Genomic DNA, 19,525 nt, shown 5'->3' with positions numbered 1-19,525 from the left:
CGGTACTGCGCCCCGGCTCAGGATGCCGGCGCCTCCGCCGCGGCCCGCCGCCGACGGCCCACCACGGCCGACGCCGCCAGCACGACGGCCGCGGCGACCAGCGACAGGTACATCTGCTTCCGACCGTCGGCGTCGGTGAACATGTACGCCATCACGAACCCGATCATGCCGATCGCGGCCCAGGTGAGGTACGGGTACAGCCACATCCGAACGGTCAGCCGCTCCGGCATCTCACGCTCGATGATCCGGCGCATCCGGAGCTGGGAGAAGCAGATCACGAGCCACACGAAGAGCGCCACCGCGCCGGAGGAGTTCAGCAGGAAGGAGAAGACCGTGTCGGGGGAGGTGTAGTTGAAGAAGACGGCCACGAAGCCGAACACCACCGAGGACAGGATCGCCACCCGCGGCACGCCGCGCTTGGTCACCGTCGCGAAGGCCCTGGGCGCGTCGCCGCGCTGTCCGAGCGAGAAGGCCATCCGGGAGGCGGTGTACATGCCCGAGTTGAGGCAGGACAGCACGGCGGTGAGCACGATCGCGTCCATCACCCGGCCGGCGCCCGGGATGCCCACGTGCTCCAGCACCGCGACGTACGGGCTGCCCTTGACGGCTGCGGAGTCCCACGGCAGCAGGGTCACCACGAGCAGGATCGAGCCGAGGTAGAAGATCCCGATCCGCCAGATCACACTGTTGGTGGCCTTGCTGACCGCCTTCTCCGGGTCCTCGGACTCGCCGGCGGCCAGGGTGACGATCTCGCTGCCCATGAAGGCGAAGACGACGGTGAGCATGCCGGTGAAGACCGCGCCCACCCCGTGCGGCAGGAAGCCGCCGTGGCCGGTCAGGTTGCTGGTGCCGACCGCCTGGGTGCCGGGCAGCAGGCCGAACACGGCCAGGGTGGCGACCACCAGGAAGGCGGCGATGGCCACCACCTTGATACCGGCGAACCAGAACTCGAACTCGCCGTAGGAGGCGACCGAGCCCAGGTTGGTCGCGGTCAGCACGGCCATCACGATCAGCGCGAACGCCCACTGCGGCACGCCCGGCATCCAGCCGTTGAGGATCTTCGCGCCGGCGGTGGCCTCGACGGCCAGCACCACGACCCAGAAGAACCAGTACAGCCAGCCGATGCTGAAGCCGGCCCAGCGGCCCAGCGCCCGGTCCGCGTACGCGGAGAAGGAGCCGCTCTGCGGGTCGGCCGCGGCCATCTCGCCGAGCATCCGCATCACCAGGACGACCAGCACACCGGCCAGCGCGTAGGAGAGCAGGATGCCCGGGCCGGTGGACGCGATGCCCGCGCCCGAGCCGACGAACAGGCCGGCGCCGATCACACCGCCGATGGCGATCATCGACAGGTGGCGGTTCTTGAGCCCGGCCTTGAGGTGGCCGTCGCCGCCGTGGCCGTGCCCGCCGTGTCCGGCGGGGTGGTCGGCGGAGTCGCGGGGCGGAGGGGAGCCGGCCCGGGTGGTGGTGTCCGCACTCATCGTGAGGGTTCCTGTGCCTTTCCGGCGCGGCCCGACCCTCGGCTCGATCACCGGAGGGTGGGGGACGGATCCGCGCATTGCGGTGCAACCTAACCTCTACCTCCGGGTATCGGAACAAGGCGTCGGCAACTGTTCGCTCAGCGGATGCGAAAACCCAGGTCAGGGCGGGTGGAGCGGGAGCCCGAAAAGCTCAGATCTGACGCAGCGCCAGCAACTCGGGGCCCTCCCGGGGGGTTTGTCGGGAGGCCGTACATACTGGCGGCGTGATGATCGTCCTCGTGGTGCTCGGCGCCCTCCTCGTCCTCGCCCTGCTGACCCTCGTCCACTGGTACCTCTGGCGTCGGCTGGTGCGCGACGTCTCGGCGCCCGGCGGCCCCTGGCGCCGGACCGGTACGGTGCTCGCCGTCGTCCTGCCGCTGCTCTCGGTGGGGGCGCTGGTCGGCGGGCGGGCGTTCCCGATAGCGGTCGAGCGCTGGTTCGCCTGGCCCGGCTACCTCTGGCTCGCGGTGCTGCTGTACCTGCTGCTCGGGCTCGCCGTCGGGGAACTGGTCCGGCCGCTGCTGCTCCGCCTGCCGTCCCGGGCGGAGCGGGCGGCGGTACGGGACGAGCCCGCGCCGGACGTGCCGATGGCGGACGCGCCCGGGGCGAACGCGCCCGCGTCGGACGCGCCCGCCGCGCCGTCCGTCGCCCCGGCCGCGCCCTCCCCGGAACGGCGGCTGTTCGTCGCCCGGGCGGTCGCGATCGGGGCCACCGGCGCGGCGGCGGCCGTGGTCGGCACCGGCATGTACGGGGTGCTGCGCGGCCCGAGGCTCAAGCAGGTGACCGTCCCGCTCGCCAAGCTGCCGGCCGGTGCGCACGGCTACCGGATCGCGGTGGTCAGCGACATCCACCTCGGCCCGATCCTAGGCCGCGCCCACACCCAGCGGATCGTGGACACCATCAACGCCGCGAGGCCCGACCTGATCACGATCGTGGGAGACCTGGTCGACGGCACGGTCCCCGAGCTCGGGCGGGACGCCGAGCCGCTGGCGCAGCTGCGGGCCCGCGACGGGGCCTACTTCGTCACGGGCAACCACGAGTACTTCTCCGGCGCGGCGCCCTGGGTGGACTTCGTCCGCGAGCTGGGCGTCCACCCGCTGCAGAACGCCCGGGTCGAACTCGGCGGCTTCGACCTGGCCGGGGTCAACGACATCGCCGGGGAGCGCGAGGGCGACGGCCCCGACTTCGGCCGGGCGCTCGGGGACCGCGACCCGGCCCGCACCGCCGTCCTGCTCTCGCACCAGCCGGTCACCATCCACGACGCCGTCCGGCACGGTGTCGACCTCCAGCTGTCCGGGCACACCCACGGCGGCCAGCTCTGGCCGGGCAACTTCGTGGCGGAGCTGGCCAACCCGACGGTCGCCGGGCTGGAGCGGTACGGCGACACCCAGCTCTACGTCACCCGCGGCGCCGGCGCCTGGGGCCCGCCCGTGCGGGTCGGCGCCCCGTCCGACATCACCCTCGTCACGCTCGCCTCACTGCGGGCCTGAGCGGCGGGCCTGAGCTATGAGCCCGAGCGGCGGGCCCGAGGGGCGGCCAGGGCGCGGGCGCCGGGCGGTTCAGGTCTCGGTGACGTCGAGGAGGACGATCCGGCGGCCGTCCGGGTCGTGGTGGAGCCGGGCGTCCAGGAGGGCCGGGATGTCGCTCTCCCGGGAGTGGCCCGGGACGAGGGTGACCTCCGCGTCCCGTACATCCGGGCTGCCGGCCACGGCGTAGCGGACCCGGTACGTCGTGGTGTCCGGCGGTGGGGGCGGTCCGGGGTCGCGCACGGTGCGTTCACCTCCGTTCGCCGTCCATTGTCCGCCGTTCGACGGCAGGTGGCCGATCGGGGCGAACCCGGGCAGAGTGGGAATCTCCGGGGCCGGGCGCCCCGGCCGGCGCGACCCAGCGCGTGAACCGCGGCGCGAACCGCGGCGCGGACCACCGGGACGGCTCCGGGAAGGCTCCGGGAAGGAGCGACCCCATGCAGACCACCTGGAAGGGGACGATCAGCTTCGGCCTGGTCTCCATCCCCGTCCACCTGTACTCGGCCACCAAGGAGCACGACGTCCCCCTGCACCAGGTGCACGCCAAGGACGGCGGGCGGGTGCGGATGAAGCGGTACTGCGAGCAGGAGGAGAAGGAGGTCCCGTACGCGGAGATCGCCAAGGGCTACGAGTCCCCGGACGGCCGGACGGTCACGCTCACCGACGAGGACCTCGCCGACCTGCCGCTGCCCAGCAAGAAGATCATCGACGTGCTGGCCTTCGTCGACGAGGGCGAGATCGACCCGCTGATGTTCTCCAAGGCCTACTACGTCGGCGTCGCCGACAAGGCCGCCTCGAAGCCCTATGCGCTGCTGCGCGACGCGCTGGTGGAGTCCGGGCAGATCGCCGTCACCAAGATCGCGCTGCGCAGCCGGGAGTCGCCGGCCGTGCTCCGGGTGCACGACGGCACGCTGGTGCTCCAGACCTGCATCTGGCCCGACGAGGTCCGCCCGGCGGCCGGGATCGCGCCCGAGGAGGATGTGACGGTCCGGCCGCAGGAGCTGCGGATGGCGCGTTCGCTGATGGAGACCCTGTCCGAGGACTTCGACCTGGAGCAGCTCCACGACGACTACCAGCAGGCGCTCCAGCAGGTGATCGAGGCGCGGTTGCAGGGCGTCGAGGTCCCGCACGAGGAGGAGGCGGGGGAGGCGCCGGACAACGTCATCGACCTGATGGAGGCGCTGCGCAGCAGTCTGCGGCGGGCCAAGGACGCCCATCCGGACCGGGCCCGCGCCGAGGCCGGGGAGGCGGAGGCGGAGGCGGGGGAGGCCGAGGCGGAGGCGGTGGAGGAGCAGGCCGAGCCGGCCGAGGAGCCGCCGCCGCGCAGACGGGCCGCCCCGAAGAAGACGACGGCCACCAAGACGGCCGCAAAGACGACGGGCACGAAGACGACGGCCACGAAACCGTCGGCGGCGACCAGCCGGAAGTCCACGACCGCGAAGAAGTCCGCCACCGCGCAGAAGTCCGCGACCGAGAAGAAGAGTACGAGCGCGAGCAGGAGCACGAGCGCGGGCAGGAGCACGGCCGCGAAGAAGAGCACCACCACCAGCACGACCCGGAAGCCCGCCACTCCCCGGAAGGCCTCGTGACCTCCCCCCTCACCCCCGGAGGCGATTCCCGATGGACCTGATCACCTACAAGGCGCAGGACACCGGCCCCGACGCGCCCACCCACCCGAGCCCGGCGCACCGGGCCTGGCACTGGCTGTGCAGTCTCTCCCCGACGGCCGTGGTCCTCCTGGTCGGCCTCTCGATCGGCCTGGGCGCCATCGGCACCCAGGCCTCGCTGACCTGGCTGATCATCTTCAGCATCGTCTGGGGCGTCACCGTGCTGGCACTGGTCGGCGTCGTCGCCCGGTGGGCCACACCCGGCCGGGGCCGCCACCGGATGGCCACCTGACCGTTCCCCGAAGGGTTCCCGTCCCCGAGCAGCGGCTCGGCGGAACGGGAACCCCCGGGCGGGAACCCCGCCCGGGCTCAGCCCTTGAAGAGGTTGTGGCCGACGTCGGAGGGGACGATCTCCTTGACCGGCGTGCTGCCGTCGTCGGGCACCCGCGCGCCGGGCACCGGCTCGTCGCTCTCGCGGTGCAGCAGCACCACCCCGTGCTCGCCCCAGACCTGCCGGTAGCCGTGGGCCAGCAGGAGGTCGATCCGCTCGGCCTGCTCGGCCGTGGCCTGGAACGGGAAGGTCCGGGTGTCGGAGCGGATCAGGACGTAGTCGCGTCCGCGCGGCACGCCGTCCACCAGGACCACGTCGGTGCGGCCGACCAGGCGCGGCACCACCTGGTTGTCGGCCTCCACCAGGGCGCCGTCCGGGATCTGCGCGGCGCCCCGGACCAGGGCCGCGTTGCTCGCCGAGGGGCGCCAGAAGGCGGGGGTCAGCAGGCTGATGCCGCCCAGCACCAGGCTGCTGACCAGGGAGATCGCGACCACCGCGGTGCCCAGGCCGTAGCCGGTGCGCCGGTGGAGCCCGCCCCGGGCGTGCAGGCGGCCGAGCGCCTCCAGAGTGGCGGTGAGCAGCACCGGCCACAGGAAGGCGTCGTAGTGGTGGGCGATCGACCAGTGGTTGGGGTTGTCCGACAGGACGCGTTCGGCGAGCAGCGGCAGCAGGCAGAGCGTGGTGGCGGAACGCAGCGGCAGCAGCAGCAGGGTGCCGAACAGCCAGAGCAGCAGCAGCGGCTTGACGGTGGCGTTGGTGGCGACCTGGGCGAGCAGCAGGGGGTCGCCGAGCACGTTGCCGAAAGCGGTCCCGGCGTCCGGGCCGAGCGGGCCGTACACCCAGTAGTAGTCGGGCTGGCCGCCCATGGCGGGGATCAGGACGACGATGGCGAGCGCGGAGGCCAGCGGACCGCCGACCAGCAGGCCCGCGCCGTAGGCCAGGGTGCGCCGGTCCCCGGCCCGTTCGCCCTGCCGGTCGCCCCGCGGGCGGCCGCGCCAGAGCAGGACCAGGCCGTACATGCCGACCAGCAGGCCGAGGTCCTCCTTGGTGAGGCAGAGCAGGGCGGCGGCGAGCGCGGCGGTGCCGTAGCGGCGGGCCAGGCCGCGTTCGAGCATCAGCAGGGTGAGCGGGACGGCGAAGGCGATCTCGTGGAAGCCGCCCCGGCCGGCCGCGAGCAGGGGCCAGCCGAGGCCGTAGACGAGGCCGGCCAGGTCGGCGACCAGGCGCACGGTCCGCAGCCGCGCGGGGTCGGTCCCGGCCGCCGGGTCCGCGTCCGTCCCGGACCCGGTGCCGTCGGTCGGCGGGGTGAAGCAGCGCACCGCGATCCGGCGGATCAGCGGCACGCCCGCGGCGAGCAGCAGTGCCTGTCCGAGGATCAGGGTGCGCGGGTCCTCCCAGATCCAGTAGAGCGGGGCGAACGCGGCCAGGATCGGCGAGAAGTGGTCGCCCAGCAGGGAGAAGGCGGGGGGGAACTCGTGGTGGTAGCTCTTGACCGGCGAGATCGGCAGCCCTAAGTGCGCGTAGCCGGCCACACCCTGGTGGAAGATGCCGAGGTCGAAGCCGCCCAGCAGGACCGCCGACCACTGCTGGAGCCCGCAGGCCGCGGTGACGGCGAAGCAGAGCAGCGTCAGCACGGCGGTCCGGCGGCCGGAGAGCGCGGCGGCGCCGGGCGCGGGCGGGCGCACGACGCGCGGCAGCAGGGGTGGACGGTTCGGGCGGGTGGACGGGCTGAGCCCGGTTTCGACTGGCACGGGATCCCTGAGGTGGTCGGGGGCGGGGGCGGGGTTGCTGTTCGGGCGGGCCGCGGGGTGGCGGGCGCCGGATCAGCCGGCTCCGGGGCCGGCGGGCGGCGGTGTGTCGGCCGCCGCCGGGGCGACGGTGCCGGGTGCCCGCCGCAGCAGCGTGATGCCGTGGTCGCTGCGCACCACCTGGTAGCCGCTGCTCCTGACGGTGGCGAGTTCCTGCCGCTCGCGGTCGGGCGCCAGCGGCCAGCCCATCGGCTGGCCCTCGTCGACCACGATCCATTCGGCCGTCGACCAGTTCTGCGGCCAGCCGAACACGATGACCTCGCAGCGGTTGGTCAGCTGCGGCACCAGCCGGTTCGACGCGGAGACCCGGGCGCCGTCCGGGACGGTGGCGAGCACCGAGCGGGCGGCCTCGACCCGGGCCGGGGTGCGCCACAGCTCGGTGGAGAAGAGCTGTCCGAACGCGAAGCCCGGCAGCAGCGCCAGGGTGACCGTCAGGCTGACCGGTAGCGCCGCGCGGGCGATCCAGCGTGGAACGGTCCCGCGCCAGCCGCGGGCCTTCACCAGGACGTCCACGAAGGCGGCGAAGACGATCGGCATCAGCACGGCGCTGTAGTGGTAGCTGGTGCCCCAGTAGGCCGGGTTGTTGGAGAGCAGCCGCCAGCCGAGGGTGGGCAGGGCGACGATCACCAGCGGGGAGCGGGCGGCCAGCAGCATGGTCGGTGCCAGCAGCAGCAGGACGGTGGTGACCTTCTCGCCCGGGGTGACCAGGTCGAGCGGCAGGGTGAGCAGATTGCGCCCGCCGGAGCCGCCGCTCAGGTTGTCCCAGTAGGCGAAGCTGCCGCCCGGGCTCATCGCCGGGAGCAGCACCAGGAGTTCGAGCAGCGAGGAGCCGACGCCGAGGAGGACGCCGGCCACGCCGACGCGCCGGTCTCCGCGCCACAGGATGTAGGCGCCGACGGCGGCCACGGTGATGCCGAGGTCCTCCTTGACCAGGACCAGCGGCGCGGCCCAGGCGAGGGCGGCGATCCAGCGGCGTTCGCCGAGCGCGACGACGGAGAAGGCGATCAGCGGGACGGCGAAGGTGATCTCGTGGAAGTCGAAGCCGAGGGCGGAGGCCAGCCCCCAGGAGAGCCCGTAGCCGAGGCCGGTGATCCCGGCGGCGACCGGTCCGAGCTCGCGCAGTGCCCAGCGGGTGATCGGGACGGCGGCGACGGCGACCAGGGCGGACTGGGCCAGCAGCAGGACCTTCGCGGAGGGCCAGAGCCAGTAGAACGGGGCGAGAGCGGCGAGGGCGGGCGAGAAGTGGTCGCCCAGCAGGTTGAAGCCGGGGCCCTTGAGTTCGACGATCGGGCCGCGGCCCTCGGCGTAGCCGCGCACGCCCTGTTCGAAGATCCCGAGATCGTATCCGCTGGTGAGCAGGAGTTCATGACGGCGAACGGTGAAGAAGGCGTAGACCAGGAACAGGGTGAGGGCGACCGCCCAGGGGATGAATTGCACCCGCCGATCGACGGGGGACGCCGCGCTCGACGGTTCGTCACCCTCCGTCCTGCGCTGGAGTGCTGATGTGAGTGTACTAATTGTCACTGAACATCCCCGTCGTTCCGGGTGCGAGTGGTCTGCGGCCGATTCTTGTTCGACGCCTCGGGGTGGCGGGCGGGTTCAGCCATCGGCGAACGCCGCCGGGCGTGTCGGCCCCCGGGCGGGCACCGTAGCATGGAGAGTCCCTCCCCGGCGATTGAGGCGCCGGGGAGGGACTCCTTTCCTGTCTGATCGTCAGATCATCACTATTGACCGACGATCACCGGTCTGACCGGCGCTCACCTCCACTGCTGGTACGAGCCGCCGTTGCCGCCCAGGGTGTAGACGTTGCCGTTGGCGTTGCTGTCCAGGTAGAGGCCGGTCGCGAGGTTCCGGTAGGTGTGCCCGTAGGCGCCGTTCCCCCGGACCCACTTCTGGTAGCTGCCGCCGTTGCAGCTCAGCGCGTAGACGTTGCCGTTGCCGTTGGAGTCGAGGCAGAAACCGGTGGCCTTGTTGCGCAGGGTGAAGGTGGAGCCGCCCAGGTCGCTGGAGTACCAGCGCTGGTACGAGCCGCCGTTGCCGGGGAGGGTGTAGACGTTGCCGTTGCCGTTGCTGTCCAGGTAGCGGCTGGTGGCGACGTTCTGGAGGGTGATCTCGGTGGTGGCGGCGCTCGCCTGGCCGGCGGCCAGAACGGTCGCGCCGCCGGCCAGGACGGCGGTCGAGGCGACGAGGGCGACGGTGCGCTGGAGAAGATTCATCGCATTTTCCTTCCCGTGGTGACCGGCCCTCCGGCCGGTCGTTACGGAACTTATCCGGAAATGCGCTGGTGGCGACAGACCGACCGGTCCGACCCGCCTTTCTTCGGCCATCGGTAATTACGTCGCCAAAATGCTCTGAGTATTAGCGTAATAATTCACGTCTGTTTGTCAACGAAGGGGTTTCTGTGGAGGGTCTGTCTCGCCACTGTGAAAGGCGGCGGGTTCCCTTTCGGGCAGCGGATCCGGGACAAACGGGCAAATCGGAGAAATCGACAGTGCCCGAACTTGGCCGGATCCGGCCGGGGCGCACGGCCCCGGCCGGGGGCGCGCAGGTCGCGCGGATGGAGTGGACTCAGGCGATCCACACCGTGGTGATGTTGCAGAACTCCTTGATGCCGTGGCCGGACAGCTCCCGGCCGAAACCGGAGCGCTTGACGCCGCCGAACGGCAGCGCGGGGTGCGAGGCGGTCATGCCGTTGAAGAACACCCCGCCCGCCTGGATGTCCCGGACGAACCGCTCCTGCTCCGCCGGGTCCTCGGTCCAGACGTTGGAGCTGAGCCCGAACGGGGTGTCGTTGGCCACCGCCACCGCCTCGTCCAGATCGGCCACCCGGTAGACCGTGGCCACCGGGCCGAAGGTCTCCTCCTGGTGGATCCGCATCCGCGGCGTGATGCCGGTCAGCACCGTCGGCTCGTAGAACCAGCCCGCGTCCAGGCCGTCCGGCCGCCGTCCGCCGCACTCCACCCGGGCCCCGTGCGCCCGGGCGTCCTCGACCAGCTCGGCGATGTCGTCCCGGCCCTGCCGGCTGGCCAGCGGGCCGACCTGGACCGCCTCGTCCATCGGGTCGCCGACCCGCAGCGCCCCCATGGCGGCGGTGAACGCGGCGGTGAACCGGTCGTAGACCTCGGTGTGCACGATGAACCGCTTGGCGGCGATGCACGACTGCCCGTTGTTCTGCGCCCGGGCGGTGACGGCGGTGGCCGCGGCGGCGTCCACGTCCGCGCTCGGCATCACCACGTACGGGTCGCTGCCGCCCAGCTCCAGCACCGCCTTCTTCACCTCGTCGGCCGCCGCCGCCGCGACCGCCCGCCCGGCCGGCTCGCTGCCGGTCAGCGTCACCGCGGCCACCCGGGGGTCGCGGACCACCCCCTCCACCGCCCCCGAGCCGATCAGCAGTGTCTGGAAGCAGCCCTCCGGGAAGCCGGCCCGCCGGAACAGCTCCTCCAGCGCCAGCGCCGTGCGCGGCACGTTGGACGCGTGCTTGAGCAGCCCGACGTTCCCCGCCATCAGCGCGGGCGCGGCGAACCGCACCACCTGCCAGAACGGGAAGTTCCACGGCATCACCGCCAGGACCACGCCCATCGGCCGGTAGCGCACATAGGCGCGGGCCGCCCCGGCGTCGGCCACGTCGGCCGGCTCCGGGTGCTCGTCGGTGAGCAGCGCCTCGGCGTTCTCGGCGTACCAGCGCATCGCCTTGGCGCACTTGGCGGCCTCGGCGCGGGCGGCGGCGATCGGCTTGCCCATCTCCTCGGTCATGGTCCGGGCGACGGTCTCGTGGTCCTCGTCGAGCAGCTCGGCTGCGCGGCGCAGCAGGCCGGCGCGCTGGGCGAAGGAGGTGGTGCGGTAGGTGCGGAAGGCCGCTTCGGCGCGGGCCAGCCGTTGTTCCAGGCCGGCCGCGTCCAGCGGTTCGAAGGTCTCCAGGGTCTCGCCGGTCGCCGGGTTCACGCTTGCGATGGGCATCGGGGCCCCTCCCAGGGGTGCGCGGGGGTGGAGGTGTCGGTCCTCCCACCCTGGCCCACCGCCCGCGCCCCGGGTACCACCCCCGCCCGGCGTGTCCCGGCGGACGGTCGGCCCGCGGCTACTCCGGCAGGGCCTCGGCCCGGGCCGCCGCGTCGCGCGCCCGGGCGCCCGCCCTGGTCCGCCCGGCGGTGACCAGGCGGTTGGGGAAGCGGTGCAGGTACTCGGCCTCCAGCTGCCCGGTGCGCAGGGTGTGCCGCTTCAGGGCCTCCTCCGACCCGTACAGGAAGGTCTCGTGCCTGGTCCGGTGCAGCTGCTCCAGCTCGTGCAGCAGCGTGTCGTTGCCCAGGGCGTGCGGGGAGATGCCCTCGGGCCTGGCGTGCGCGGTGTCGGGGTGCGCCATGTCCACTGCCTCCTCGGACGGGAACCGTCCCCCCGAATACCCGGTGCCCCGTCGGGCCCACCGGTACACCCGTTCGACCCCGGCGGAGCCGCGCGGGGGCCGGGCGGGGGCCGCCCGGCTCGGGGTGGAGGTGGGGTGAGGGCAGGGTGAGATGGGGCGGGGCGAGGCGGGAAACGTAGGATGAAACCTTCGCATTCGCACCGAACCCCCCGGACAGGCATCGATGGCAATCCCCAAGGCCGAACTCCACCTGCACATCGAAGGCACCCTTGAGCCCGAACTCGCGTTCGCGCTCGCCCGGCGCAACGGCGTGGTGCTGCCGTTCGCGGACGCCGACGAGCTGCGGCGGGCGTACGCGTTCGGCGACCTGCAGTCGTTCCTCGACCTGTACTACGCGCTGATGGCGGTGCTGCGGACCGAGGAGGACTTCGAGGAGCTCGCCGAGGCGTACCTGGCGCGGGCGGCGGCGCAGGGGGTGCGGCACGCGGAGATCTTCTTCGACCCGCAGGCGCACACCGCGCGCGGGATTCCGCTGCCGGTCGTCGTGGACGGGCTCGGGCGGGCGCTGGACCGGGCCGAGCGGCGGCACGGCATCAGCACCCGGCTGATCATGTGCTTCCTGCGGGACGAGTCGGCCGAGTCGGCGCTGGAGACCTTCGAGGCCGCCCGGCCCTGGTTCGGCGGGCGGATCACCGGGGTCGGTCTGGACTCGGCCGAGGTCGGCCACCCGCCGGCCAAGTTCCGCGAGGTCTACCGGCGGGCCGCCGAGGCCGGGCTGCACCGGGTCGCGCACGCCGGGGAGGAGGGCCCGGCCGCGTACATCACCGAGGCGCTGGACGTGCTCGGGGTGGAGCGGATCGACCACGGGCTGCGCTGCCTGGAGGACCCGGCCCTGGTCGAGCGGCTGGTCCGGGAGCGGATCCCGCTCACCCTCTGCCCGCTCTCCAACGTGCGGCTGCGCTGCGTCGACACCCTGGCCGACCACCCGCTGCCCGCGATCCTCGCGGCCGGCCTGCTGGCCACCGTGAACTCCGACGACCCGGCCTACTTCGGGGGCTATGTCGGCGACACCTTCGACGCCCTCGCCGAGGCGCTCGGCCTGGACGAGGACACCCTGCGACTGCTCGCCGCCAACTCCTTCCGGGCCTCCTTCCTGCCCGAGGAGCGCCGCACCGCACTGCTGGCCGAGGTCGCCGCCTACGAGTTCGGCACCGGCTGAGCCACGCCGCGGGGACGGGGCCCGGCGCGTCCGAGCCCGGTGAACGGTGACGCCCGAGGGCTCCGCCTGTGGTCCGGAATCGCGGTTGCCGACCGGATCACTCCGTGACGGGCAGGCACTCGGCGAGCAGGTCGAGGACGTCCCGCCAGGCTCGCCGCGCGTGCCGCGGGTGGTGACCGACGCCGGGGACCACGGTGTGGTCGACCGGCGGGTGGTGGAAGGCGTGCAGGGCGCCGCCGTAGACCGTGAGGCGCCAGTCGACGCCCGCGGCCTGCATCTCGGCGGTGAACGCGTCCCGTTGCGCGGGCGGCATGATCGGGTCCTCCGACCCGACGCCGGCCCACACCGGGCAGCGGATGCGCGCCGTCTCGCCCGGTCGGCCCGTGGTGGTCGCGTTGACCGTCCCGATCGCGCGCAGGTCGACGCCGTCGCGCCCGAGTTCCAGCGCGATCGCGCCTCCGGTGCCGTAGCCGACGGCGGCGATCCGGTCGGGGTCGGTCCGCGGTTCGGCGCGGAGCACGTCGAGCGCCGCGTGGCCGATGCCCCGCATCCGGTCGGGGTCGGCGAGCAGCGGCAGGCAACGGGCCAGCATCTCCTCGGGGTCGCCCAGATAGCGCCCGCCGTGGAGGTCGAAGGCCAGCGCCACGTATCCCAGTTCGGCGAGAGCGTCGGCCCGCCGCCGCTCGACGTCGCTGAGCCCCATCCCCTCGGGCCCGACCAGGACCGCGGGCCGGCGGTCGGCACCGGCCGGGAGCGCGAGGTGCCCGATCATCGTCAGGCCGTCGGCCGCGTATTCGACCGTGTGCGTTGTCACTGTCGTCATGCGCCTGGACTGTAGTGATCGCCGGGCCCGGTGGGCCGGTGTTCCGCTGCCGGCAGAAGGCAGGTGCCCGGCGTCTTCGGAACCACCCGTCAGTGGTTCGGCCAGAGCAAGGTCGACCAGTAATACCAGGACTGGGCGCGGACTGCGCCGGCCTGCGCAAATACGCCTACGTCTGGGCAAGTGATAGAAAATCGGACAAGCCTCTGGCCTGGACTGTCCCGGGGTAACCCGCTCGAATGTGCCCTCAAATGTGCCCTCTGTGTGGCGCCGCGTCACGTCCAGCTTGAGGGGATGGCGGCCCCCGAGCGACGAATGCTCCTGCGAGTCCGGACGCGGCCGTGAGCTGGGCCGGGGGACTGGTGAGGGCCGACCGAGTAGTAGGCGCCAGCGATGGAGCATACCTGAGTGCTTGATCAGCCATTTGCTGGGGCCACGCCGCACCCGAGCCGACCCGGCACGATCCTCCGCACGCTGCGATCGCCTCCGATCTGCCGATCCGGCAGCTCTTCCGGGAGGCCATCGCCGACCGCCTGCCAGGCCGCAGGCCGCCCCAGGCGGCGATGCTGGTCGCCTCCGAGATCGACCCCTCCTGGGACGACCGGAGGACGGGAAGCCGCCCGGCCTGGCACCAGCAGCTCGACCACCAGTCAAGTTCCGGGTCGCGCCGAGTTCTGAGGGAAGAAGAACGCTCGGGTCGCGGCGAGCAGTAACGACGCTGGCTGAGAACCGCCAACGGCAAAGGCGCACTAGCGCCTGATCACTCACGGCAATAGGTTGATCACGCTGCGCGCTGCGCCGTACTTTGCCCACCCGGAAGGACCTTTGTGATTCTCCGACCGCGACTGCCGTACCGAGCTGTCGCCCTGGCCGCAGCGCTATTCGCCGCTGTAGCGGCCGTCCCGGCCACAGCGGGCGCCGCGAGTGCGGCCACCCCTATCTGTCTCAGCGGCACGCTCCAGTACGACCACCCCAGCCACGGGGGCATCGACGCCCGGTACGACGAGCTGACGGCATTGCTCACCCCACACCGGCAAGCGCCCGCGGAAGCAAAGTTGCTGGTTGCTGAGTGGCGCTACGACGGCGGGGATCGTTACCGAGCCGATGGGGTCGACTACTGGGTTCGATGGCGCGAACGGCGAGCCCACGCTTCATCATGATCTGTTGTGTGGACAGCTACTGAAATTGAATGAGTGGTGTCGGGTTCTGGTCGGGGTCAGCCGTCCATGATCAGTCCGGCTTGGGTGAGGCATCCGTCGATCAGGTGCGGTCGGTACTGGATCTTCTTCAGGCTCCGTTTAACGGTCTTGGTCAGGTGGTCGAGGTTCGCCACGGCAAGGTTGCCGATGGTCCGCTTGACCAGCGACCAGACGCCTTCCTGTGGGTTGAGGTCCGGTGCGTACGAGGGCAGTTGGAAGACCGTCAGCCAGTCCTCGTTCGCGGCAACGAAGTCCTTCATCTGCGGCACGAGGTGGACTGACAGGTTGTCCCAGACGAGCACGATCGGGCCGCCGAGCTGGATGCGGGCCCGGACGATGAGGTCGCGGTAGTCCTGCCACGTGAAGCTCTTGCGTTCGCCATTGCGCCCTCGGTGCAGGCGGACTCTGAAGATCAGCCGGGAGCGTTCACCCTTCTTGTAGCAGCTCATCCCGGCCATGGATATCCGTCCGGAGCCCCCGCCCTTCACCCGCACGACGGGCGTGCACCCCACTCGGCCCCAGGTCCTGGCGCGCGGCGGTCTCAGCGTCTGCCCGGCTTCGTCCTCGAAGACCACCCAGGCTCCGCGAGCCGCCGCGGTGCTTTTAGAAGACATCTCATTTGGACTTGTAAGCTGCTCCCGTGACGATCGTGGAGCGCCTGGTGCCGGACGAGTTGTGGGAGCTGTTCCAGTTGGTGGTGCCGCCGGCGCCGACCCGCCCGCAGGGCGGCGGTCGGCGCCGCCACGGGGACCGTGAGGTGCTGGCGGCGATTGTGTTTGTCGCGACGTCGGGGTGCACGTGGGCCCAACTGCCGCCCTGCTTCGGACCGTCCGGGCCCACCGCCCATCGGCGCTTCACCGAGTGGAGCAGGGCCAGGGTGTGGGCCAAGCTCCACCGGGTCGTCCTGGACGAGCTCGGCGCGCGCGGCGAGCTGGACTGGTCGAGGTGCGCGGTCGACTCGGTGAACATGAGGGCCCTGAAAAAGGGGAGCTGACAGGTCCGAATCCTGTCGATCGGGGCAAGTACGGGTCAAAGATCCACCTGCTCACCGAACGCACCGGTTTACCCCTGTCACTCGCGATCTCCGGGGCCAACGTCCACGACAGCCAGGCCCTGATCCCGCTCGTCGACGCCATCCCACCGATCCGCTCACGGCGCGGCCCGCGGCGCCGCCGTCCCGGCAAGCTGCACGCCGACAAAGCCTACGACCACCGCTTTATTCGCTCCTACCTGCGCCGACGGCAGATCCCGGCCCGCATCGCCCGCCGAGGCGTCGAGTCCTCCCAGCGCCTCGGCCGCCACCGTTGGGTGATCGAGCGCACCGTCGCCTGGCTCGGCGGCTTCCGCCGACTCCACCGCCGCTACGAACGCAAGGCCGACCACTTCGCCGCCTTCGCCAGCATCGCCGCAGCCCTCATTTGCACCCGACGACTATCCAAATGAGATGACTTCTTACCTGGAGCCACACCTCCTTCCGCCACAACTCGAGAGCCGCGTCGTCGCGTTCGATCGCCCGCCGGGCCGGCTGCTGCCACGACCAGCCATGGCGCTTGAGCAGGCGCCATGTCCCTTCCACGGTGTAGCTGACGTGGAACATCCGCCCGATCAGCGTCTTCACCCGGGCCAGGGTCCAGCGCTGGTCCTCCCAGCCATGGGCCAGCGGACCGCGTTCCAACTCCCGTTCAAGCCGATCGATTTGCGCATCGCTGAGCCTCGGCCGCCCTGGCGATCCCTTCGACTGGACCCCGTCCCGCCCCCGCTCCCGCCACTGCCGACGCCAGCGTTCAACGGACCGCTCGCTGACCCGCAACGAGGCGGCGATCTCTCTGTTCTTCTCCCCGCCCTCGAAGCGGACGACGGCCTGCAGCCGGATCCGCTCGCGCGCGGCTCTCTCGGCGCCGGTCAAGCCGCCGCCTTGCGCGTATCTCACGACCAACAGCTACCGGAGCCGTCCGGCGCCTGTCAGTCGAACAGCCCCGACATCACTCGATCAAGTTCAGTAAACCCTGGTGTCAATCATGGCGTGACAACGGGGACTTTTGCATAATACTTTGGATCATATGCGATCTACTAGAATGCGAAAAATCCCCCCAAGAACCCCTGAAAAAGATGACCGGGACCCGGCGAACCGTCATTGACAGCAGCGGGAGAATCTCCTGACCTACCGAAACGGCAGAAACCGGCCGTGAGGCCGGCGCCACCGCCCCCACCACTCCGACGACGGCGCTACCGTCCGGGACTGCAGCACTCAACCGTCCAAGCCATCCGGCCCACGGGGTGCCGAACAAATTCCTCCGGAAGATTCCGGAGCCGTGTCACGAACCGCCTTAGCGTCTTTCCGATGGACCTCTCATCCCCCTCTCGACATACGCAAGGGAGACAGATATGAAGGAATCTGCGGAATTGACCGGAGGCCTTCCCCCAGCCCTGCGGGACCACCTCACCTCGCCCACCACGCGAGGGATCCTCCGGCTCCAGAACGCCTTCCTCCGGCACGCCCGTGACCTTCGCGTCCGGTCGGAAGGTCTACTTCGAGGAGGTGTCGTACCGCCGCGTCGCCCGCAGGCCGCCGTAGGCCGCCGCGCCCGTCCACAGCGCCATGATCAGCAGACCGGTCCAGTGCCCGTAGTGGACGCCGGCGTCGGTCTGGGTGCGCAGCGCGTAGAGACCGGCCCGGTCGGGCAGGAACTGGCCGACCTCGCGCACGCCGGGAATCGCGGCCAGCCAGGTGGTGCCCAGGAAGACCATGGGGGCGAGCAGGCCGAGCGCGGCGGTGAAGTTGCCCATCATGGAGGTCAGGCCGAGGCACAGCACCACCATCAGCGGGTAGTAGAGCACGCCCGCCACGAAGCTCCGCGTCAACCCCGGGGTGCTGAAATCCAGATCAGTCGTCGTACCGACGGCCAGGAACGACAGGCCGGTCGAGACCAACCCGAGCAGCAGCCCGAACCCGGCGCCGAGCGTCAGCTTCGCGAGGTACAGGTGCCCGCGTCGGGGGATGACGGTGAGCGACACGCTGATCATCCGGGTGTTGAACTCCTGCCCGATCAGTAGGACCCCCAGGCAGGCGACGGCCACATCGCCGAAGTTGAGGCCGTAGTAGATCATGCTGGCCGGGTCCTTGCCGGACAGCCCGCCCGGCCCGGCCGCGGCACCGAGGGCGGCGGAGATGCCGACGTTCAGCACCAGGGCGACCAGCGGGGCGGTCCATTGGGAAGGCAGGGTGACGAACTTGATCCGTTCGGCGCGTAGGACGTGTGCCATGGTCATCGGTTACTCGCTTCTCAAGAGGGGACGGCATCCCACGGGGGTGGTTCGGAGCGGCGGCCGGAACGCGTCGGGGTGTTCGCGGGGTCAGCGTGCGCGGCGCAGTGCGTACAGGCCGCCGAACGCCGCCGCGCCCGTCCAGAGCGCCATGATCAGGAGGCCGGTCCAGTGCCCGTACGCGATCTCCGGGTCGTCGGTGTAGTGGAGCGCGTACTGGCCGGCCCTGTCGGGTAGGAACTGCACCACCTTCCGCGCCCCGGACACACCGCTGAGCAGCGGCGAGAGCAGGAAGACGGTCGGTACCAGCACGGCCAGGGCGGCGGTGAGGTTGCCGAGGATCGTCGTCACACCCAGACAGAACACCACCAACAGGACGGGGTACAGCACGCCGGCGGTGGCACTGCGGGCGAACGCGGGGCCGTCCCAGTCGCCCGGGACGGTGGCCGCGTACCCGGCGAATGCGCCGGCCGTACCGCCCGCGCCCACGCCGAGGGCGACCAGCGCGCCGAGGGCCACCTTGGCCCCGTACAGGTGCCCGGGCCGGGGGACGGCGATGAGCGAGACGTCGATCATCCGAGTGTTGAACTCCTGCCCGATCAGCAGGACCCCGAAGCAGGCGACCGCGGCCTGACCGAAGGTGAGGCCGTAGTAGACGCCGACGCCCGGGTCATCCGTGAGGTGGTGCTCCGTACCGCCGAGGGCAGCGCCGATCGCGGTGGTGACGCCTGCGGTGAACACCAGGGCGAGCACCGGGGGAAGCCAGAGCGAGCGGAGGGTGGCCAGCTTGATCTGCTCGGCGCGCAGCGCGAAGGTGAAACTGCGGAGGATGGGGAAAGGCGCGGGCGCGATCCCGTGAGGTGCGCTCACGCCGTCGCCTCCGCCCGGTACTCGACGCTGTCGGCGGTCATCCGCATGAATGCCTCCTCCAGGGAGTCCTGCTGGACGGCGATCTCGAACAACACCACCCTGCGCTCGGCCGCGAGCGCTGCGATCTCCTCGGACGCGGCGCCCGTCACCTCCCAGGCTCCGTCCTCCACCGGTTCGGCGGTGGCCGTTCCGTCGCCCAGCTCCCGCAGGGCGTCGCCGGTGAGCAGACCGGCGAGCTTGGACGAGTCCACTGCGCGCACCCGGATCCGGGTGCGGCCGTGGCGGTCGATGAAGTCGGTGGTGGCGGCGTCTGCGAGCAGCCGGCCGCGGCCGATGACTACCAAGTGGTCGGCGGTGAGGGCCATTTCGGTCATCAGATGGGAGGAGACCAGCACCGCCCGCCCCTCGGCGGCCAGGTCGCGCAGCAGGGTGCGGATCCAGCGGATGCCCTCCGGGTCCAGGCCGTTCACCGGCTCGTCCAGCAGCAGCACCGGCGGGTCGCCGAGCAGTGCCGCGGCCACCCCAAGGCGCTGGCGCATGCCAAGCGAGAAGCCGCGGATCCGGCGGTCGGCCGCGTCGGCCAGGCCGACCTGAGCGAGCGCCTCGCCCACCCGGCGGTCCGGGAGACCGTTGCTCGCGGCGATCCAGCGCAGGTGGCCGCGCGCCGTCCGCCCGCCGTGCAGGGCCTGGGCGTCCAGCAGCGCGCCGACCCGCCGCAGCGGGTCGGTCAGCTCGATGTACGGGCGGCCGTCGATCAGGGCGCGCCCGGCGGTGGGCCGGTCCAGCCCGAGGACCATCCGCATGGTGGTGCTCTTGCCCGCACCGTTCGGGCCGAGGAAGCCGGTCACGACCCCGGGTCGGACCTCGAAGGAGAGGTCGTCGACCACGCGCTTCCCGTCGTACTCCTTGGTGAGGCCCTGGATCTCGATCATGGGCGCATCACCCTCCACTTACGTGTCCGCCATTGACGACCTCATTCGACCCGGGCGGGGCCCTCCTGCGGATCC

At 71.6% G+C, this 19,525-nt stretch carries 18 protein-coding genes; 5 read left to right on the top strand and 13 right to left on the bottom strand.

The window, feature by feature from the left end:
- Positions 1-17: 17 nt before the first annotated feature.
- Positions 18-1,478 (bottom strand): amino acid permease, encoded by a 1,461-nt coding sequence (locus SM793_RS06835; RefSeq protein WP_320437116.1) that lies wholly within the window; start codon positions 1,476-1,478, stop codon positions 18-20.
- A gap of 266 nt (positions 1,479-1,744) precedes the next feature.
- Between SM793_RS06835 and SM793_RS06830 the strand changes: the two genes are divergently transcribed.
- The gene (locus SM793_RS06830; RefSeq protein ID WP_320437133.1) at positions 1,745-3,007 is read left to right on the top strand and encodes a metallophosphoesterase; all 1,263 of its coding nucleotides are present in this window, start codon (positions 1,745-1,747) and stop codon (positions 3,005-3,007) included.
- Between the two features lie 69 nt (positions 3,008-3,076).
- On the opposite strand, the gene SM793_RS06825 is transcribed toward SM793_RS06830, so the two are convergent.
- A complete protein-coding gene (locus SM793_RS06825) occupies positions 3,077-3,286 on the bottom strand; it encodes a hypothetical protein (RefSeq protein WP_320437115.1) in 210 nt (69 codons plus the stop codon).
- A 194-nt stretch (positions 3,287-3,480) separates the two neighbouring features.
- Here SM793_RS06825 and SM793_RS06820 point away from each other — a divergent pair, with 194 nt between their 5' ends.
- Positions 3,481-4,632, top strand: a complete 1,152-nt coding sequence (locus SM793_RS06820; protein WP_320437114.1) for a Ku protein — start codon at positions 3,481-3,483, stop codon at positions 4,630-4,632.
- Between the two features lie 31 nt (positions 4,633-4,663).
- On the top strand, positions 4,664-4,942 hold the full coding sequence (locus SM793_RS06815; RefSeq protein WP_320437113.1) for a hypothetical protein: 279 nt from the start codon (positions 4,664-4,666) through the stop codon (positions 4,940-4,942).
- Between the two features lie 77 nt (positions 4,943-5,019).
- Here SM793_RS06815 and SM793_RS06810 read toward each other — a convergent pair whose 3' ends face one another.
- The 5 genes from SM793_RS06810 to SM793_RS06790 form a co-directional block, all read right to left on the bottom strand.
- Positions 5,020-6,732 (bottom strand): DUF2079 domain-containing protein, encoded by a 1,713-nt coding sequence (locus SM793_RS06810; RefSeq protein WP_320437112.1) that lies wholly within the window; start codon positions 6,730-6,732, stop codon positions 5,020-5,022.
- A 72-nt stretch (positions 6,733-6,804) separates the two neighbouring features.
- Positions 6,805-8,226 (bottom strand): DUF2079 domain-containing protein, encoded by a 1,422-nt coding sequence (locus SM793_RS06805; RefSeq protein ID WP_320437111.1) that lies wholly within the window; start codon positions 8,224-8,226, stop codon positions 6,805-6,807.
- 320 nt (positions 8,227-8,546) lie between these two features.
- Entirely contained in the window at positions 8,547-9,005 is a 459-nt protein-coding gene (locus SM793_RS06800) for an RICIN domain-containing protein (protein ID WP_320437110.1), read from the bottom strand.
- A gap of 352 nt (positions 9,006-9,357) precedes the next feature.
- Positions 9,358-10,746: an NADP-dependent succinic semialdehyde dehydrogenase gene (locus SM793_RS06795; protein WP_320437109.1), complete on the bottom strand. Its 1,389-nt coding sequence runs from the start codon at positions 10,744-10,746 to the stop codon at positions 9,358-9,360.
- A gap of 118 nt (positions 10,747-10,864) precedes the next feature.
- Positions 10,865-11,146, bottom strand: coding sequence for a DUF6158 family protein (locus SM793_RS06790; RefSeq protein WP_030397015.1), 282 nt, complete (start codon positions 11,144-11,146; stop codon positions 10,865-10,867).
- 223 nt (positions 11,147-11,369) lie between these two features.
- On the opposite strand from SM793_RS06790, the gene SM793_RS06785 reads away from it, so the two are divergent.
- The gene (locus SM793_RS06785) at positions 11,370-12,365 is read left to right on the top strand and encodes an adenosine deaminase (protein ID WP_320437108.1); all 996 of its coding nucleotides are present in this window, start codon (positions 11,370-11,372) and stop codon (positions 12,363-12,365) included.
- 97 nt (positions 12,366-12,462) lie between these two features.
- Here the strand turns inward: SM793_RS06785 and SM793_RS06780 are convergent, their stop codons facing one another.
- Together SM793_RS06780 and SM793_RS06775 are read right to left on the bottom strand one after the other, a co-directional pair.
- Positions 12,463-13,188, bottom strand: a complete 726-nt coding sequence (locus SM793_RS06780) for a dienelactone hydrolase family protein (RefSeq protein ID WP_320437107.1) — start codon at positions 13,186-13,188, stop codon at positions 12,463-12,465.
- Between the two features lie 1,213 nt (positions 13,189-14,401).
- Positions 14,402-14,959, bottom strand: a complete 558-nt coding sequence (locus SM793_RS06775) for a transposase (RefSeq protein ID WP_320437106.1) — start codon at positions 14,957-14,959, stop codon at positions 14,402-14,404.
- A 71-nt stretch (positions 14,960-15,030) separates the two neighbouring features.
- On the opposite strand from SM793_RS06775, the gene SM793_RS06770 reads away from it, so the two are divergent.
- A protein-coding gene (locus SM793_RS06770; RefSeq protein ID WP_413815890.1) for an IS5 family transposase occupies positions 15,031-15,827 on the top strand; the annotation gives its coding sequence in 2 pieces (ribosomal slippage) (positions 15,031-15,376 and positions 15,376-15,827; 798 coding nt in all).
- On the opposite strand, the gene SM793_RS06765 is transcribed toward SM793_RS06770, so the two are convergent.
- The 4 genes from SM793_RS06765 to SM793_RS06750 form a co-directional block, all read right to left on the bottom strand.
- The gene (locus SM793_RS06765) at positions 15,799-16,314 is read right to left on the bottom strand and encodes a winged helix-turn-helix domain-containing protein (protein ID WP_320437105.1); all 516 of its coding nucleotides are present in this window, start codon (positions 16,312-16,314) and stop codon (positions 15,799-15,801) included. The two genes, SM793_RS06770 and SM793_RS06765, sit on opposite strands and share 29 nt — an antisense overlap.
- Positions 16,315-16,910: 596 nt before the next feature.
- Positions 16,911-17,654 (bottom strand): hypothetical protein, encoded by a 744-nt coding sequence (locus SM793_RS06760; RefSeq protein ID WP_320437104.1) that lies wholly within the window; start codon positions 17,652-17,654, stop codon positions 16,911-16,913.
- A gap of 84 nt (positions 17,655-17,738) precedes the next feature.
- Positions 17,739-18,518 (bottom strand): ABC transporter permease, encoded by a 780-nt coding sequence (locus SM793_RS06755; RefSeq protein ID WP_320437103.1) that lies wholly within the window; start codon positions 18,516-18,518, stop codon positions 17,739-17,741.
- The gene (locus SM793_RS06750) at positions 18,515-19,450 is read right to left on the bottom strand and encodes an ABC transporter ATP-binding protein (RefSeq protein WP_320437102.1); all 936 of its coding nucleotides are present in this window, start codon (positions 19,448-19,450) and stop codon (positions 18,515-18,517) included. The genes SM793_RS06755 and SM793_RS06750 overlap by 4 nt, the downstream gene beginning before the upstream one ends.
- Positions 19,451-19,525: the final 75 nt, after the last annotated feature.

Origin of the sequence: Kitasatospora purpeofusca (assembly GCF_034043715.1) — a bacterium.
GTDB classification, from domain to species: Bacteria; Actinomycetota; Actinomycetes; order Streptomycetales; family Streptomycetaceae; genus Kitasatospora; species Kitasatospora purpeofusca_A.
The sequence above is the reverse complement of the archived record's forward strand: the minus strand, read 5'-3'. Positions and strand labels throughout refer to the sequence as shown.

Bases quoted from the DNA above. Each gene is read 5' to 3' on its own strand.
- SM793_RS06835 (WP_320437116.1), bottom strand. From the start codon at position 1,478: ATGAGTGCGGACACCACCACCCGGGCCGGCTCCCCTCCGCCCCGCGAC.
- SM793_RS06830 (WP_320437133.1), top strand. From the start codon at position 1,745: ATGATCGTCCTCGTGGTGCTCGGCGCCCTCCTCGTCCTCGCCCTGCTG.
- SM793_RS06820 (WP_320437114.1), top strand. From the start codon at position 3,481: ATGCAGACCACCTGGAAGGGGACGATCAGCTTCGGCCTGGTCTCCATC.
- SM793_RS06815 (WP_320437113.1), top strand. From the start codon at position 4,664: ATGGACCTGATCACCTACAAGGCGCAGGACACCGGCCCCGACGCGCCC.
- SM793_RS06800 (WP_320437110.1), bottom strand. From the start codon at position 9,005: ATGAATCTTCTCCAGCGCACCGTCGCCCTCGTCGCCTCGACCGCCGTC.
- SM793_RS06795 (WP_320437109.1), bottom strand. From the start codon at position 10,746: ATGCCCATCGCAAGCGTGAACCCGGCGACCGGCGAGACCCTGGAGACC.
- SM793_RS06790 (WP_030397015.1), bottom strand. From the start codon at position 11,146: ATGGCGCACCCCGACACCGCGCACGCCAGGCCCGAGGGCATCTCCCCG.
- SM793_RS06785 (WP_320437108.1), top strand. From the start codon at position 11,370: ATGGCAATCCCCAAGGCCGAACTCCACCTGCACATCGAAGGCACCCTT.
- SM793_RS06780 (WP_320437107.1), bottom strand. From the start codon at position 13,188: ATGACGACAGTGACAACGCACACGGTCGAATACGCGGCCGACGGCCTG.
- SM793_RS06760 (WP_320437104.1), bottom strand. From the start codon at position 17,654: ATGACCATGGCACACGTCCTACGCGCCGAACGGATCAAGTTCGTCACC.
- SM793_RS06750 (WP_320437102.1), bottom strand. From the start codon at position 19,450: ATGATCGAGATCCAGGGCCTCACCAAGGAGTACGACGGGAAGCGCGTG.